A 16,302-nucleotide genomic window follows, 5' to 3' on the forward strand; every position below is an offset into this window, starting at 1 on the left:
CGACCTGGGCGCGGGGGTCGGGGTTTGCTCCGTTCAGGGGGTGGTGCGGGCCCGGGGGCCCACGCGCCCCCCCACCACGAAGTCGGTCGACCACCATCAGCGACAACGGACGGACAACGCCGCGGCAGGCGCCGTCACGCGGATTGATCACGCGGCAGCGCAGTGGTGACCCAGAGACCCTTCGAAGGTCTCACATCTGCTTATGTTTACGCAAACACTGCCGCACCCCAATGGTTGAACTCTCACCTTTACAGACTTGTTACCCGCCCGAAACGACCGTCGATACTGGACACACCGGGGTTCAGAAGCTAGCGTCTGCGGCCAATGTTTGCGTAAACATCCCCCTCGTCGCAGGTTCTCAGGAGAGACGATGACCTCCACCTCGGTGCCGGTCCAGGCTTCGCCGGCACGTCCGGCGCGCCCAGCCGGTCGCCACCGCATCGACCGGCGCGGATGGTTGTTCGTCGCGCCGTTCATGGTCGTGTTCGCCCTGGTCTTCCTGGCGCCGATCGCCTACGCGATCTGGCTCAGCCTGTTCCGCGAGCAGGTGTTCTTCGGCGGCGCGGAGTTCGTCGGGCTGGACAACTACGCGGCGGTGCTGGCGGACGCGAAGTTCTGGGAGTCGTTCCTGCGGGTGCTGCTGTTCCTGGTGGTGCAGGTGCCCATCATGTTGCTGCTGGCGCTGGTCGCGGCGGTGGCGATCGACAGCGCCCGGCTGCACGCCGCCGGGTTCTTCCGGATCGTGATCTTCCTGCCGTACGCCGTGCCGGGTGTCGTGGCGGCGTTGATGTGGGGCTTCATCTACGGCGACAACTTCGGCCTGGCGGCGGACCTCAACGAGTGGTTGGGGCGGCGGGTGGTCGAGCCGTTGTCGGGCGACTGGATCCTCGCCTCGATCGGCAACATCGTGACCTGGGAGTTCGTCGGCTACAACATGCTGATCCTCTACTCGGCGCTCAAGGTCATCCCGGGCGACCTGTACGAGGCAGCGGCCATCGACGGGGCGGGCGCGTTCCGGACGATCCTGAGCATCAAGCTGCCCGCCATCCGCGGCGCGCTCCTGATCGCCACGATCTTCTCGATCATCGGCAGCTTCCAGCTCTTCAACGAGCCCAACATCCTGAGGTCTCTGGCGCCCAACGTGATCAGCACCTATTACACGCCCAACATGTACGCCTACAACCTGTCGTTCGGGGGCCAGCAGTACGACTACTCGGCCACGGTGGCGATCGTCATGGGTGTCATCACCGCGATCATCGCCTACGTCGTGCAGCTGCGCGGCGCCCGGAAGGGTGCGTGAGCGCAGTGGCCGCGACCGGATCGTTCCTCAAGCCCCGCAGGTCGAAGGTGCTCACCGCGGTGATGTCGGTGTACTTGATCTACACCCTCGGGCCCCTGACCTGGCTGCTGATCAGCTCGACCAAGACCCAGCAGGACCTGCTGTCCACCTCCGGCCTCGAGTTCGGCTCCACGTTCGCCCTGTTCGACAACATCGCGGAGACGTTCACCCACGACGGGGGCGTCTTCCTGCGCTGGCTGGCGAACACCCTGCTCTACGTGGTGGTGGGCGCCGGCGGCGCGACCGTCCTGGCCACCGCGGCCGGGTACGGCCTGGCCAAGTACGACTTCCGCGGCCGCCGCGCCGTGTTCGCCGTGCTCCTCGGCGCGATCGCGATCCCCGGCACGGCCCTGGCGGTGCCCACGTTCCTGATGTTCAGCAACCTGGGCCTGACCAACACGCCGTGGTCGGTGATCATCCCGTCGCTGATCAGCCCGTTCGGCCTGTACCTCATCTGGACCTACGCCGTGGAAGCGGTGCCGGACGAAATCCTGGAGGCCGCCCGCATCGACGGCGCGGGGGAAGTCCGGATCTTCCTCACCGTCACGCTGCGGCTGCTGGCACCGGGCATCGTCACGGTCGCGCTGTTCGCCGTGGTGTCCACCTGGAACAACTACTTCCTACCGCTGATCATGCTCAGCGAGCCCGACTGGTACCCGCTGACCGTGGGCCTGAACCAGTGGAGCGCCCAAGCCTCCGGTGTGGGCGCCCAGCCGATCTACCACCTGGTGATCACCGGCGCGGTCGTCACCATCGTCCCGCTCGTCATCGCCTTCCTGCTGCTCCAGCGCTTCTGGCAGTCCGGCCTGACCGCGGGCAGCGTCAAGCAGTAGTTCTCTCCACCGCCGCGAAAGGACCTTCCATCATGTCAACCACCAGGCGCAGCAGGCTGGCCATAGTCCTGGCCACCGCCATCGCCACCACGCTCGCCGCCTGCTCCTCGGGTGGCGGTGGCACCACACAGGGCGGCGCCACCGGCACGGCCGACGCGGTCGACGCCGCCCTGCGCGACGGCGGCGAGATCACCTACTGGAGCTGGACCCCCTCGGCCAAGGCACAGGTCGAGGCGTTCCAGAAGGAATACCCGAAGGTCAAGGTCAACTACGTCAACGCGGGCACCAACAACGACCATTACACCAAGCTCCAGAACGCCGTCAAAGCCGGCTCCGGCGCACCCGACGTCGCGCAGATCGAATACCAGGCACTCCCCCAGTTCGCCCTGACCGGCGCGCTGGTCGACCTCGGCCAGTACGGGTTCAACGACCTGGAGTCCGACTACACGCCCTCCACCTGGAACTCGGTGAAGGTCGGCGGTGGCCTGTTCGGCCTGCCCCAGGACTCCGGCCCCATGGCCCTGTTCTACAACAAGCAGGTCTTCGACCAGCACGGCATCGCGGTGCCCAAGACCTGGGACGAGTACGTGGCCGCGGCCGAGAAGCTGCACGCCGCCGACCCGACCAAGTACATCGCTTCCGACACCGGTGACGCGGGCTTCGCCACCAGCATGATCTGGCAGGCGGGCGGCAAGCCGTTCACCACCGACGGCAAGAACGTCAAGATCAACCTGCAGGACGCGGGCACCAAGAAGTGGACCGCGACCTGGAACAAGCTGGTCGAGCAGAAGCTGGTCTCCTCCATCCCCGGTTGGTCCGACGAGTGGTACAAGGCACTGGGTGACGGCACGATCGCCACGCTGGTGACCGGCGCGTGGATGCCCGGCGTGCTGGAGTCCTCGGTCAAGGACGGCGCGGGCAAGTGGGCCGTGGCGCCCATGCCGACCTACGACGGCAAGCCGGTGACCGCGGAGAACGGCGGCGGTGGCCAGTCGGTGCTCAAGCAGAGCGCGAACCCGGCCCTGGCCGCGGGGTTCGTCCGCTGGCTCAACAACAGCGACACCAGCGTGAAGACGTTCCTGGAGAAGGGCGGCTTCCCCGCCACCACCGCCGACCTCGACTCGGCCGAGTTCAAGGACAAGGAATCGGCCTACTTCGGCGGGCAGAAGATCAACCAGGTGCTGACCGACGCCGCGGGCCAGGTCGAGAAGGGCTGGAGCTACCTGCCCTACCAGCTCTACGCCAACAGCATCTTCGGTGACACCGTCGGCAAGGCATACCTGAACTCGTCGGACCTCAACACCGGGCTCACCGACTGGCAGAAGGCGCTCGTCGACTACGGCAATCAGCAGGGCTTCACCGTCACCACCGGCTGAAAGACGCCCGACGGCCGGTACCCAGCCGGGTACCGGCCGTTCGGCGCGCCACGAACGGAACAGGAGCGTCCAGCGGCATGACCGTCACCATCGACGCCGACGTCGGCGACGTCATCGGCCCCGTGTCCCGTCGCCTCTTCGGCTCGTTCGTCGAGCACATGGGTCGTGCGGTGCACACCGGCATCCACGAGCCGGGCCACCCCCGCGCCGACGCGCGCGGACTGCGCGGCGACGTGCTCGACCTCGTCCGCGAGCTCGGCCCGACGATGGTCCGCTACCCGGGCGGCAACTTCGTCTCCTCCTACCGCTGGGAGGACGGCGTCGGCCCGGTGGAGGGCAGACCGGTCAGGTTCGACCCGGCCTGGCACAGCCTGGAGACCAACGAGTTCGGCCTGCACGAGTTCATGGCCTGGGCGAACGCCGCGGATGTCGAGCCGATGTACGCGGTGAACCTGGGTACGAGGGGCATCCAGGAAGCCGCGGACGTCCTGGAGTACTGCAACCACCCCGGCGGTACCGCGCTCAGCGACCAACGCCGTGCCAACGGCGCGGCGGACCCGTTCGGCATCCGGCTGTGGTGCCTGGGCAACGAGATGGACGGCCCCTGGCAGGTCGGGCACAAGACCGCGGCCGAGTACGGTCGGCTGGCCGCCGAGACCGCGCGGCTGATGCGGATGATCGACCCCGCCGTCGAACTGGTGGTGGCGGGCAGCTCCGCCCCGAACATGCCGACCTTCGGCGAGTGGGAGCGCACCGTGCTCACCCACACCGCCGCCCTGGTCGACCACATCTCCGTGCACGCCTACTTCCAGGAGTTCGACAACGATGTCGACAGCTACCTGGCCAGTGCCGCGGGTCTCGACCTGTACCTGGAGGCCACCGCCCGGATCATCGACGAGACGCTGACCGACCTCGGCCTGGACAAGACGATCGGGATCGCGGTCGACGAGTGGAACGTGTGGGACCAGAGGCACTGGAACGAGGTCGAGCAACCCCGCCTGAGGTCCACCGCACCGCGGGCACGCCCTCGGATCATCGAGGACACCTACACCGTGACCGATGCCGTCGTCGTGGGGTCGCTGCTGAACTGCCTGCTGCGCAACGCCGATCGCGTCACCATGGCGAACCTCGCGCAGCTGGTGAACGTCATCGCCCCGATCCGCACCGAACCCGGCGGCCCCGCCTGGCGGCAGACGACGTTCCACCCGTTCCGGCTGACCGCCGCCGCGGCTCGTGGCGTGAGCCTGCGACCGACCGTGACCGGAACGTCGATCCACACCTCCCGACACGGACCGGTCGACCCCGTCGACGCCGCGATCACCTTCGACGAGCGCACCGGCCGCGCGGCGGTGTTCCTGACCAACCGGTCCACCACCACCGAAGCCGAGGTGCTCTTGTCCCTGCGCGGTGCCCACCTGGAAGTCGAGAACGCCCTCACCGTCACGACCCCGGCGAGCATGACACGTCACGCCGCCAACACCCAACACTCCCAACCGGTCGAGCCCGTCCCCCTGACCGGGGTACGTCCGGTGCCCTCTCCCGGAGGAACCACCATTTCCGCGACCCTGCCGCCCCTGTCCTGGTCCGCTGTCGAGCTGTGCACAACCGGAGGAAACCGTGCCTGACCTCACCATCGGCGAGCGCGACTTCCTGCTCGACGGCGAACCGTTCCGCATCCTGTCCGGGGCGCTGCACTACTTCCGCGTGCACCCCGACCACTGGGCCGACCGCATCGACAAAGCCCGGCGCATGGGCCTGAACACCATCGAGACCTACGTGCCCTGGAACGCCCACGCACCCACTCCGGGCACGTTCGACCTCACCGGCGGGCTGGACCTCGACCGCTTCCTGCGCCTGGTCGCCGAGGCCGGGATGAAGGCCATCGTGCGGCCGGGCCCGTTCATCTGCGCGGAGTGGGACAACGGCGGGCTGCCCACGTGGCTGTTCCGCGACCCGTCCGTGGGCGTCCGCCGTGCCGAACCGCGCTACCTCGCCGCCGTTCGCGAGTACCTCGAACAGGTCTACGAGGTGGTCGCACCGCTGCAGGTCCAGCACGGCGGACCCGTGATCCTGGTCCAGATCGAGAACGAGTACGGCGCGTACGGCAACGACAAGACGTACCTCAAGAGCCTGGTGGAGTACACCCGCGACGCCGGGATCACGGTGCCGCTCACCACCGTCGACCAACCCACCGACGAGATGCTGGCCGCAGGCAGTCTGGACGGGTTGCACATGACCGCCTCGTTCGGCTCGCGCAGCACCGAACGGCTGGCGACGTTGCGCCGCCACCAGCAGACCGGCCCGCTGATGTGCTCGGAGTTCTGGATCGGCTGGTTCGACCACTGGGGCGCGCACCACCACACCACATCCGTCCAAGACGCCGCGGACGAGCTGGACGCCCTGCTGGCCGCGGGCGCGTCGGTGAACGTCTACATGTTCCACGGCGGCACCAACTTCGGATTCAGCAGCGGCGCCAACGACAAGGGCGTCTACCAACCCACCACCACCTCCTACGACTACGACGCACCCTTGGACGAAGCGGGCAACCCCACCGCCAAGTACCACGCCTTCCGCGAAGTCATCGCCCGTTACCACCCCGTACCCGACGAACCCCCACCCCCCGCGCAGCCCGCACCCTCACTCACCGTCCCGCTGGGCGGCCCCGTTCCGCTGCTCGGCACACCGCAGCTGTGGGGCACCTGGAACCACCACGGCGCACCACCGACCTTCGACGAACTCGACCCGACCCCGCGCATGGCCCTGCTGCGCACGCGCATCACCCACCCGGGGCCGGCCGTCCTGAGCTTCGGCGAGGTCCGCGACCGCGCGTCGGTGTTCCTCGACGGCCAACCCGTCGGCACCCTGCTGCGCGAACACCACCAGAACGCCCTCGGGTTGCACCGCGCCGAGGGAGAACTCGTGGTGCTGGTGGAAGACCAGGGACGGGTCAACTACGGCCCCCGCATCGGCGAGCCCAAGGGCATCATCGGTGGCGTCACCCTGAACGGGGAACCTCTCCTGGGCTGGGACGTGCTGTCCCTCGACCTGGACACCCCACCCGCCTCGCGGGACAGCACCCCGACCGACGCCGCGACGCTCGGCGGGCCCGTCGGCGGTCCGGTCCTCCTCCGCGGGGAGTTCGACCTGGCCGAACCCGCCGACCTCCACCTCGACACCGCGGGCTGGGGCAAGGGCGTGGCGTGGGTCAACGGGTTCAGCCTCGGCCGCTACTGGTCGCGCGGCCCCCAACGGACGCTGTACGTGCCCGGGCCCGTGCTGCGGAGCGGCCGCAACGAGGTGACGGTCTTCGAGACCGACGTGATGACCGCGGCCCTGGCGCGGTTCGTGCCCGAACCTTCGCTGGGGCACGTCGAGCAGTGATGCCCCCGGCCGACTTCACCTCGTCGGGGGGGTGAAGTCGGCCGGTTCCCGGCGGGCGGGTGTCACGGGGTGGAGACGGTGAAACCCTGCTCCCTGCCGTAGCGGGCAATGGACTCCTGCCAGCGGGTCAAGCCGGTCCGCAAGTCGGTGTCGCCGCTGATGGCCTTGCCCACGGTGTTGTCGAAGACGGTGTTGGCATGAGCCTGGTACGGCAGGTACTGCCAATCCGTGGGCACCTGTCCCGATGCCTCCGCGAAGACCTGGTTGATCGGCTGGCCGCCGAAGAACGGCACCGGCTTGTCGCGGAACTCCGGGTCTTCCAGCAACACCTTGGTGGCAGGGAACAGCAGCACGTCGCTGTTGAGCGACGCCGCGCCCTCCGGGTCGGAGTTCAGCCACTGGGCGAACGCGACCGCCGCGGCCTTCTTCTCGCTCCGCTCGATGACCGCGACCGAGGAACCGCCATGCTCCGCCGCCGTCGGATGCGCCGGATCCCGTTGCGGCATCGGTGCCACCGCCCACTTGCCGGCGGACTGGGGGATGAACTTCTCGAAGTTCGCGGGTGCCCAGGCGCCGACCATCCAGGTCGCGTACTTGCCGTCGGCCATGGATTGCCACCACTCGTCGGTCCACTCCGCGACGGGGTGCACCGTTCCTTCCTCCAGCATCGCCCCCCACACCTCGGTGAACGCGTCGACGCCTTCGTCGTCGGTGAGATTGACCGAGGCCGACTTGTTCGGCCGGTTCCTGAACGGCTTGCCCCCGGCTTGCCAGATGAGGCTCTCGACCGCCCCGGCGTCACCGGGGTCGAGGGCGGAGATGTAGGTGTCCGGCAACGCCTGCTTGATCCGCCGACCGGCCCGACGGTACTCGTCCCACGTCTTGGGTGGTGCGATACCCACCTGGTCGAAGACGTCCTTGCGGTAGAACATCACCATCGGGCCGGTGTCCTGCGGTATGCCGTAAACCTTGTCCTCGACCATGACCTGCGACCACGCCGATGCGGTGAATCGGTCCTTCAGGTCCGCCACTCCGTAAGGGGTGAGGTCGACGATCTGCCCGGCGATCGCGAACTGCGGCAGCACGGAGTACTCGACCTGCGCCAGGTCCGGTGCGCCGAGCTTCGCGGTGATCGCGTGCTGGAGCCGCTGGTAGTGGCTCGCGCCCTGACCGGCGTTCACCACGTCGATGTCGATGTTCGGGTGAGCGAGCTCGAACTTGTCGACGGCCTTCTCGATGTTGGGCACCCACGTCCAGAACGTGAGGGTGGTCGGCTCGTCGAGCGCCGCCCGCACCGCTTCCGCACCGGTGGGCGCCCCGGCCCGCTCGTCGGAGGAACCGCAGCTGACGACAACTGCGGCGGTGAGCGTCAGCGCCACGGCAGCACGGCGCGCACATCTGTGGGAAGACACAGAGGACCTTTCAACAAAAGAGTTTGCGGTGGCACTGCGGCCGACCGATGCGAGGCCCGGGTCACCGGCGAGCAGAACTCTGCGGCCCCGGTGGAACCGGTCGCGGGACACCCGGCTGTCGACGTGGGCAGAAGCGGGCGATCGACCTGACGGACGGCGACGGGGATCTCCCGCCATCGTCATGGTGTGCGGCGACGATTGGTGGAGCACACCCGATGTTTACGTAAACATGAGGTGCCGATCGTAACGCCGGGTCGGTCGCCGTGTCCAGGCAAGTCAACGTTGTCCACGGGAATCCCAGGGAAGTCAGGGCAGCTCACCCGACCCACCACTGGAACAGCGACAATCGAACACGTTCTTGCAGCAGGTCGAGCAACGGGTTGCCGACGCGCGCGCAACCACGTGACCGTCGCGCCCGCGGACTGGCCTCCAGCTTCCTCTCACACGCCGTGCACCGGACACGACCGCGGAACAGGTAGGGCCCTCCCGCCACCCGCCGAACCGGGGTCGTCTGCTCAAGGCGTGGGGCGGCTGCTGCGGGCAGGTCAGGGGAACAGCCTGCCCGCAGCGGCGGTGTTGCCGGACGGGCAAGGTCAGCCGAGTCGGAAGTCGGCTACCCGGATCGCCGACGGCGTGGTGCCTGACGACGTCTGCTGGTACTGCACGGACATGACCCCGTCGACTGCGACCCTGGAGGTGTCCACATTGACTTCACCGAACGCCTTCAGTGAGCTCGGGTCGAACACGGTCGTCCAGTCAGTCCACCCGCTCGCCTTGCGCGCCGACACGATCTTGCCCTTCGGCATCACCAGGTAGGCGTTGTCCGCGCTGTCGAACACGAGCTTCGTGCGCTGCGAGCTGTTCGGCGGCACGGGTACCTCGCGCTTGGTCCACGTACCGCTGGAGTTCCGCACGACGTGGAACGTCCGGCCGTACTGCGCGCGCTCCTTCGCGTAGCTCGAGACGCACTGCGTGAACCGGCCCGGCACGTAGCTGATCACCACGTGCGGCGTGCCGGTCGAGTCGGCCTTCATGCTCTCCTGGTTCATGAGCCCGTGGTTGGGGTCCAGCGGATCGATGACGATCCCGGGCGACGAGACGCTCACGCGTTGGCCCCCGGTGGTGCCCACGGTCGCACCCGAGGAGTTGCGCCAGGTGCGGCCGCGGTCGTCGCTGTAGACGTACCCGGTGTCGTGGTTGGTCAGACCACCCGACGCGCACAGGACGCGACTGTTGCCCTCACGCCAGGTGAACGCCGCGTGCAGCCGTCCGTTCGCGTCGTAGTTCAACCCGTGCAGGTACATGTTCCGGGTCGTGGAAACCACACCGTTGGGCCCGGTGTAGTTGCCGGTGGCCGATGACCACGCACCGAGCTTCCGCCACACTCCCCCGTCGTACTCGGCCAGCTCGTTCACCCCGTTGCCGGAACCACCGGTGCGGTAGCTGAACTGGAGCTTGCCCTCTGGCGTGACGAGGAACTGCGGGTAGGTCATATTCCCCAGGTCGACCCCGCCCAATGTCCGCTGTTCCGCGCCGAACAGCGATGAAGTCCACCCGGTGGAGGACGGCCTGGTCGCCACGTCCGCGTTCGACTTCACGTAGTAGATCTTGTTGTTGTGAGTGTCCATCGCGACGTGCAGAGCGCCGTCCTGCGGTGAGATGCCCAGCGAGATCACATTGTGCGAATCGTTCACGGCCAACCGGTGCGGCAGCGTGACCTTCTCCCACGTCCCCCCGAGCTTCCTGCGTGCCACGACGGCGTTGCGGCTGCTCGTGTACCACGTGGCGTACTGGTAGCCGGCGTAGGTGAGGATCGCGTCCTGCTGGAACGAGTTGTTGTTGACCACGCCGTCGTAGGAGACGAAGAACAACGCTGACGAGTCCAGTACCGTGTCGGACACCAAAGTCACCGCGGGTGCGGCCGCTTGCGCGGTTTCCGGCACCATCATCAGCCCCACCACCAGTGCTGCCGCCATGAACGGTTTGGCCCTGCTTGACATACAACCACCTCCGGGCATGAACGGGCTTCACGCCTGATCGGCCACATCGCGGACGGACGGAAATTCGCACACAAACGCCGCAACCCGCTTGACCCGGCGAAGTGATCGCCGACCAGCGCTCGGGAGAACCGACCGGGTTCACCGAACCTGGTGAAGCTCCTCGTCTCCATTGACAAGTACCGCGCGACACTGAAACGTATCAATAGGATACTAACAGGCATGGCGCGCATCACACAACAGAAGGCGCCGACGACGTGGCCCCTCAGCCACAGGCGGCACGGATCGTGCGGGATTGGCGACTCGCCGTGCGACCTCGCGCCCGGCAGCGGGTGATCCGCAGCGCGAACGACGCGTCAAGGAAAGGGGTAGCCGGCCGAGAGGGCTGCCCTGGCCTGCGGGAAGAACTTCAGGATCACGCTCCGCGTGGAAGCGTGGACCCTCCCGCCACGGCCGCGGCGGCGACCTCAGGGTCGACACAGTGGCCTTGATCGTGAACAGTGGTCGACTCCAGGCGGGTTCCGGTCGACCGGCTGCGTGGAGCCGTCAGCGGATCGACGTGAGTCCATGCCCCGCAGTGTCTTGTCTACGCAAACCGACCCTTCCACGACATTAATGATTGAATCGCTTCAAGGTATTTCCGCGCGGAAGACCCAAACTGTCACAATCCGATCAGGGAGAACCGTCCGCCACGAGGACGACCGTGACGGTTCGAGGACCGTGCACTCCTTCCACTCGCTCCAGTTCGATGTCGCTGGTGGCCGAAGGCCCGGAGATGAAGGTCAACGGCCGGAACGAGTCGACGCGCGCGAGCAGTTCGGGCACCGTCTGGACCACTTGGTCCGCGCGGACGACGCAGATGTGGACGTCGGGGACGAGCGTCAGCGCGCGGCGACCTTGATCCGGTGCCGCGTCGAGGACGATGGTGCCGGTGTCGGCGCAAGCGGCCGCGCAGGCGGTGACCACTGCGGCGAAGCCGCCCAGAGCGGCTGCCGGTACGTCGTCGGTGTCCGGCACGCCGTGCGGGCACCAGGTCGACGGCAGTCCCGGCGGGATGACGACCGGACCGCCGGCGGTGCGCAGGGCATCCGCGACGGCAGCGGGGATGCCGTTGTCGTCGGTGACGACCACCGTGGCCCGGTAGTCGAGCAGTCGATCTCGCAACAAGTCCAGCAACGGCGAGGCGCCGGGTGGGTGTGTGCCCGCACGCCGATAGTCACGGGGGACGTCCGGGAGCTGTGCCCCGGCCGCTCGGTTGGCGGCTCGGATCCGGGCAAGCACTTCTTCCCTGGGGCTCATGAGTCGCCTCCCCGTTCGCGCTGCCACCATTCCCGGAAGGTCTCCTTCGGCGGCCGTGGAAGGTCACGGCTCGCGGTCCATGCCGACAACGGTGGAGGAAGCACGGATATCCGTCCTGTCCGCCGGCCGAGCAGCCGCCCGACGCGGGAGGCGCGCCCGGCCGCGGCGAACCTCCCCGGAGAGGACATCACCCAGGCCGCGGCGGCCATTGCCACGGCCTCCGCGCCCGGAATGCCGCTGCGGTTCGCGTCGACGTGCTTTGCCCGCAACCGGACGAGGAGCGAGGGGATGTCGATGCGCACCGGGCAGACGTCGAAGCAAGCACCGCAGAGACTGGAGGCGTAAGGCAACGTAGCGTTGTCCTCGACGCCGGTGAGCTGTGGGGTCAGCACCGCACCGATGGGTCCCGGGTAGACCGAACCGTAGGCGTGCCCGCCGGCGCGCTCGTAGACGGGGCAGACGTTGAGGCAGGCCGAGCACTTGATGCAGTGCAGCGCGTCGCGCCCGACCTCGTCGGCGAGGGTGGCGGTGCGGCCGTTGTCCAGCAGCACCAGGTGGAACTGCTGCGGTCCGTCGCCGGGTGTGACGCCGGTCCAGGTCGAGGTGTAGGGGTTCATCCGCTCCCCGGTCGACGAACGCGGGAGCAGTTGTAGGAACACTTCCAGATCCGCCCAGGTGGGGACCACTTTCTCGATGCCCATGATGGTGATCAGCGTGTCCGGGAGGGTGAGGCACATCCGCCCGTTGCCCTCGCTCTCCACGACCACCAGGGTGCCCGTGTCGGCCACACCGAAGTTCGCGCCGGAGATCGCGACCTTCGCCCGCAGGAAGCGTTCCCGGAGGTGGGCGCGTGCCGCCATCGCCAACTCTCGGGGATCCGACGTCAGGTCGGGGTCCGCACCCGGCATGGCGCGCAGGAAGATCTCCCGGATCTCGGCCCGATTCCGGTGGATGGCGGGAACCAGGATGTGCGATGGCAGGTCGCCCCCGAGCTGCACGATCAGCTCGGCCAGGTCTGTTTCGTACGCCGCGATCCCGGCGCCGGCCAACGCCTCGTTGAGCCCGATCTCCTGGGTGACCATCGACTTGACCTTGACGACCTCGCTCTCGCCGGTGGCACGCACCAGGTCGGTGACGATCCGATTCGCGTCGTTGGCGTCGCGCGCCCAGTGCACCCTCCCGCCGCGGCTGGTCACCTCGTGTTCCAGCCGCTCCAGGTGTTCGTCGAGGCGGACCATCGTGGCCCGCTTCACGGCCTCCCCGGTGCGTCGCAGTTCTTCCCAGTCGTCGAGTTCGGACACCGCGGCCGCGCGCTTGTCGCGGATGGTGCTGGTGGCGTGGCCGAGGTTGCGTCGCAGTTGGGTGTCGTGCAGTGCCCTCGCCGCGGCCTCGGGGAAGGAGTGCTCGCCCCGCAGGTGACCGACACCGCGCGGTGCGGGCATGCCGAGGAAGGTGCTCATCCGCGGACCCCCTCGGGCGAGGTGCTCGCCAGGATCTCCGCCAGGTGCACCGTCCGGGTGCCGGCGCGAAGCCGGGACAGCCCACCGCCGATGTGCATGAGGCAGGAGGAGTCACCGGCGCTCACCGCCTCCGCTCCGGTGGACAGGACGTGGCGCATCTTGTCGGCGAGCATCGCGGTGGAGGTCTCGGCGTTCTTGAGCGCGAACGTGCCGCCGAAACCACAGCACTGGTCGGCTGCGGGCAACTCCACCAGGGTCATCCCTCGCACCGCGCGCAGCAGCCTCAGCGGTTTGTCACCGACGCCGAGCATGCGCAGCGAGTGGCAAGTCGGGTGGTAGGTGACCCGATGCGGGAAGTACGCGCCCACATCGTCGACACCCAGCACGTCCACGATGAACTCGGACAGCTCGTAAGTGCGGGCGGCGACGGCTTCCGCCCGGGAGGCGAGCACCTCGTCGCCCGCGGTCCGGGACACCATCGCATGCTGATGGCGCACGGAACCGACACATGAACCTGATGGCGCCACCACGACGTCATAGGGCTCGAACGTGTCGACGTGGTTCCGCACCAGTGGCAGGGCCTCACGCTGGTAGCCGGTGTTGACGTGCATCTGTCCGCAGCAGGTCTGCGCGCGGGGGAAGACCACGGAATGCCCCAGACGTTCGAGAAGGGCCACGGCAGCCTGTCCGACCTGCGGGTACAGGGTGTCGGCCAGACAGGTCACGAACAGTGCGATCTTCACGCCGCGGCTCCGCGCCCGCTGCGGCATCCCGGTTCGGCGATCTTCGACGCGCGTTGACGGATGTGCTCGGCCATGGGCTCGAGCCGGTCGGGGACGTCGGACACCGCACCCGACGCTGCCTCCGGGTTCGTGGCCACGTCGTTCGTGCTCGGCAAGGACACGGCTCCGACCTCCTTCCACGATCAGCATGGTTCGATGGTGAAACGTTCGCAGGCATCCCCTACGACCACACCGCAGCAGAGCGGTAGCCGAGGCTTCCAGCAGGTAGTTGGTACCGGATCAACCTAGTGAAACGTTCCAAGGGTCGCTAGCGTCTCATGCCGTCGGTCCGCTGTCGAGAGGACACGGTGATGTCGTCGCAGGACGCACGGCACCGGACCGACCACCCGCGACGTGGGACCGATGGCAAGCCGCGCTCGTCGCCCTGACGAAGGACCGCAACCGCGACGGAACACCCGAGCAGCTCTTGTGACGCAGAACAGGACCTCACCGGTCGGACTCCCGGGCGCCGAGGCGGAGCAGCTGTTCAAAGAGGGCAAGGCCGCCATGACGATCACCGGTCCGTGGGCCGTACCGGCGTTCCGAGCCGCAGGTGTCGACTTCGGTCTCGCCCCTGTGCCACCCGGAGCTGCGCGGCGGGTCACCCTCGGCTTCACCGTCGCTGGGTGGAGGAGTCCGGCTGCCCTTCGACCCGAGTTGACCGGACCACGCCGGTCGCCAACCCGATCGTTGCGCAGTTCGCCCAGGACACCCGATTCGCCGAGCCGCTCATGCCTGGGATCGTCGACTCCAGCCTGGTCTACGACGATGTGTTCGAACCTGCCATCAGGCGAATCGGGAACGGTGGGATCGACCCGGAGAACGGCCTGGCTGACGGCGGCAGCGCGACGTTCAAGGCCGCCGCCACCGACCGCGCCGACGGGATCTCCCGGTTCAGGGGATGACCCCGCGCCGCTGAACCCCCCGATCTCGCGACAGGACCGATCACGTTGTCGGATCGCCCGGGACGGAGGAAGGGGGGATCCCACTACGGGATACCCACCCCGACGGCCCGTCCCGCGGTCAGCCGCTCCTGCGCGGCGCGCCACCCTCGGGAGTCGCCGCTCGGCTCGTAGCGGACCAGTTCGGCGGAGGAGCGCACCACGTCTCGCAGTTCCGGCAGGCCCCCGGTGACGACGCCCAGCGCGCGGGCTTGGACGAGTGCGTTGCCGTAGGCGGCGGCCTCGACAGGTCCGGCCACGACCGGCAGGCCGCAGGCGTCCGCGGTGAGCTGGCAGAGCAGGCGGTTGCGTGCTCCACCCCCCACCACGTGCACGACGTCGACCTGCCGTCCGGACAGGTCGGCTGCCTGGCGGATCGCCCGGTGGTGGGCCAGCGCCAGGCTGTCCAGCACGCACCGGACGACCTCGGCGGGTGTCGAGGGCGGTGGCTGCCCCGTCCGCGCACAGGCTTCCCTGATGCGGGCCGGCATGTTGCCCGGCGGGATGAAGGCCGGGTCGCCCGCGTCGACCACGGCGGCCAACCCCGGCACGGCGGCGGCCGCGTCGAGCAAACCCGCCAGGTCCGGGTCGCCCCACTCGCGCAGGCACTCCTGCAACAACCACAGGCCCATCACGTTGCGCAGGTAGCGGACGGTGCCGTCCACGCCGAGTTCGTTGGAGAAGTTCGCGGCACGACTGGCCTCGGTGAGCACCGGGGCGTCCAGCTCGACCCCGACCAGCGACCACGTCCCCGTGGCCACGTAGGCGAAGTTCCGCGTCGCGGCGGGCACGCCGACGACCGCCGACGCGGTGTCGTGCGACCCGACGGCCACCACCGGTACCGGTCCGGTCAGGCCGGTCTGCGCCAGGACGTGGTCGTGCAGCGTGCCGACTTCGGTGCCCGGCTCCACCAGCGGAGTGAACAAGCCCTCGGGGATGTCCAGGCGTGCCAACAGCTCCGTCGACCACGTGCGCGTGCGCGCGTCGAGCAGGCCGGTGGTGGAGGCGTTGGTGACCTCGCTGGCGTTCACCCCGGTGAGCCAGCGCGTGAGCAGGTCGGGGATGAGCAGCAACCGCTGAGCCGCGCCCAGTTGCGGCGTGCCGCGGGCAGCCGCCAGTTGGTAGATGGTGTTGAACGGCAGCACCTGCAACCCGGTGACCTGGTACAGCTCGGTCGCGGGGAGGTGAGCGTGCACGGCGTCGGGCACGCCGTCGGTGCGCCGGTCGCGGTAGTGGACGGGGTTGCCGAGCAGCGCGCCGGTGGCGTCGAGCAGGCCGTAGTCGACCGCCCAGGAGTCGATGCCGACCGCGTCCAGCCGGGGCCCGGCGGCTCGCAGGCCGTCGAGCACGCCCCGGTAGAGCGCGAGCACGTCCCAGTGCAGCGTATCGCCGAGTCGCACCGGGCCGTTGGGGAACCGGTGCGCCTCGGTGAAGTTCACCCGGTCGGGCGCGATGTCGAAGGCCATGACGCGTCCGCTGGAC

At 68.4% G+C, this 16,302-nt stretch carries 13 protein-coding genes; 6 read left to right on the forward strand and 7 right to left on the reverse strand.

Annotated features, from left to right (window positions below):
* Positions 1-370: 370 nt before the first annotated feature.
* The 5 genes from ACFV4N_RS27820 to ACFV4N_RS27840 all read left to right on the forward strand — a co-directional run bounded on the left by ACFV4N_RS27820 (position 371) and on the right by ACFV4N_RS27840 (position 6,929).
* Complete coding sequence (locus ACFV4N_RS27820; RefSeq protein WP_499675557.1) at positions 371-1,300, forward strand: carbohydrate ABC transporter permease; 930 nt, start codon at positions 371-373, stop codon at positions 1,298-1,300.
* Positions 1,301-1,362: 62 nt separating this feature from the next.
* On the forward strand, positions 1,363-2,172 hold the full coding sequence (locus ACFV4N_RS27825) for a carbohydrate ABC transporter permease (RefSeq protein ID WP_499675569.1): 810 nt from the start codon (positions 1,363-1,365) through the stop codon (positions 2,170-2,172).
* A 32-nt stretch (positions 2,173-2,204) separates the two neighbouring features.
* Complete coding sequence (locus ACFV4N_RS27830; protein ID WP_499675558.1) at positions 2,205-3,548, forward strand: ABC transporter substrate-binding protein; 1,344 nt, start codon at positions 2,205-2,207, stop codon at positions 3,546-3,548.
* A 77-nt stretch (positions 3,549-3,625) separates the two neighbouring features.
* Positions 3,626-5,173, forward strand: a complete 1,548-nt coding sequence (locus tag ACFV4N_RS27835) for an alpha-N-arabinofuranosidase (RefSeq protein ID WP_499675559.1) — start codon at positions 3,626-3,628, stop codon at positions 5,171-5,173.
* The gene (locus ACFV4N_RS27840) at positions 5,166-6,929 is read left to right on the forward strand and encodes a glycoside hydrolase family 35 protein (RefSeq protein ID WP_499675560.1); all 1,764 of its coding nucleotides are present in this window, start codon (positions 5,166-5,168) and stop codon (positions 6,927-6,929) included. Before ACFV4N_RS27835 ends, ACFV4N_RS27840 begins: the two co-directional genes overlap by 8 nt.
* Before the next feature lie 62 nt (positions 6,930-6,991).
* On the opposite strand, the gene ACFV4N_RS27845 is transcribed toward ACFV4N_RS27840, so the two are convergent.
* From ACFV4N_RS27845 to ACFV4N_RS27870, 6 genes are all read right to left on the reverse strand, one after another.
* Positions 6,992-8,308 carry an ABC transporter substrate-binding protein gene (locus tag ACFV4N_RS27845; RefSeq protein WP_499675561.1) on the reverse strand — a complete coding sequence of 439 codons (1,317 nt, stop codon included), beginning with the start codon at positions 8,306-8,308 and terminating at the stop codon, positions 6,992-6,994.
* A gap of 626 nt (positions 8,309-8,934) precedes the next feature.
* Positions 8,935-10,242, reverse strand: coding sequence for a BNR repeat-containing protein (locus ACFV4N_RS27850; RefSeq protein ID WP_499675562.1), 1,308 nt, complete (start codon positions 10,240-10,242; stop codon positions 8,935-8,937).
* Positions 10,243-11,010: 768 nt separating this feature from the next.
* On the reverse strand, positions 11,011-11,637 hold the full coding sequence (locus tag ACFV4N_RS27855; protein ID WP_499675563.1) for a LutC/YkgG family protein: 627 nt from the start codon (positions 11,635-11,637) through the stop codon (positions 11,011-11,013).
* Positions 11,634-13,097, reverse strand: a complete 1,464-nt coding sequence (locus tag ACFV4N_RS27860) for a LutB/LldF family L-lactate oxidation iron-sulfur protein (RefSeq protein WP_499675564.1) — start codon at positions 13,095-13,097, stop codon at positions 11,634-11,636. Before ACFV4N_RS27860 ends, ACFV4N_RS27855 begins: the two co-directional genes overlap by 4 nt.
* The gene (locus ACFV4N_RS27865) at positions 13,094-13,840 is read right to left on the reverse strand and encodes a (Fe-S)-binding protein (protein WP_499675565.1); all 747 of its coding nucleotides are present in this window, start codon (positions 13,838-13,840) and stop codon (positions 13,094-13,096) included. Before ACFV4N_RS27865 ends, ACFV4N_RS27860 begins: the two co-directional genes overlap by 4 nt.
* Entirely contained in the window at positions 13,837-14,001 is a 165-nt protein-coding gene (locus ACFV4N_RS27870; RefSeq protein ID WP_499675566.1) for a hypothetical protein, read from the reverse strand. The genes ACFV4N_RS27865 and ACFV4N_RS27870 overlap by 4 nt, the downstream gene beginning before the upstream one ends.
* 504 nt (positions 14,002-14,505) lie before the next feature.
* Here ACFV4N_RS27870 and ACFV4N_RS27875 point away from each other — a divergent pair.
* Positions 14,506-14,784 (forward strand): hypothetical protein, encoded by a 279-nt coding sequence (locus tag ACFV4N_RS27875; protein WP_499675567.1) that lies wholly within the window; start codon positions 14,506-14,508, stop codon positions 14,782-14,784.
* 83 nt (positions 14,785-14,867) lie between these two features.
* Here ACFV4N_RS27875 and ACFV4N_RS27880 read toward each other — a convergent pair.
* The coding region (locus ACFV4N_RS27880) for a rhamnulokinase (RefSeq protein WP_499675568.1) at positions 14,868-16,302 on the reverse strand (1,435 nt) is incomplete at its 5' end.

This window comes from Actinosynnema sp. NPDC059797, assembly GCF_042732085.1.
Taxonomy (GTDB): domain Bacteria; phylum Actinomycetota; class Actinomycetes; order Mycobacteriales; family Pseudonocardiaceae; genus Actinosynnema.

What these genes read in the sequence shown, in the direction of transcription:
- ACFV4N_RS27825 (WP_499675569.1), top strand. Translation starts at nt 1,363, where the DNA reads ATGTCGGTGTACTTGATCTACACCCTCGGGCCCCTGACCTGGCTGCTG.
- ACFV4N_RS27820 (WP_499675557.1), top strand. Translation starts at nt 371, where the DNA reads ATGACCTCCACCTCGGTGCCGGTCCAGGCTTCGCCGGCACGTCCGGCG.
- ACFV4N_RS27860 (WP_499675564.1), bottom strand. Translation starts at nt 13,097, where the DNA reads ATGAGCACCTTCCTCGGCATGCCCGCACCGCGCGGTGTCGGTCACCTG.
- ACFV4N_RS27830 (WP_499675558.1), top strand. Translation starts at nt 2,205, where the DNA reads ATGTCAACCACCAGGCGCAGCAGGCTGGCCATAGTCCTGGCCACCGCC.
- ACFV4N_RS27835 (WP_499675559.1), top strand. Translation starts at nt 3,626, where the DNA reads ATGACCGTCACCATCGACGCCGACGTCGGCGACGTCATCGGCCCCGTG.
- ACFV4N_RS27855 (WP_499675563.1), bottom strand. Translation starts at nt 11,637, where the DNA reads ATGAGCCCCAGGGAAGAAGTGCTTGCCCGGATCCGAGCCGCCAACCGA.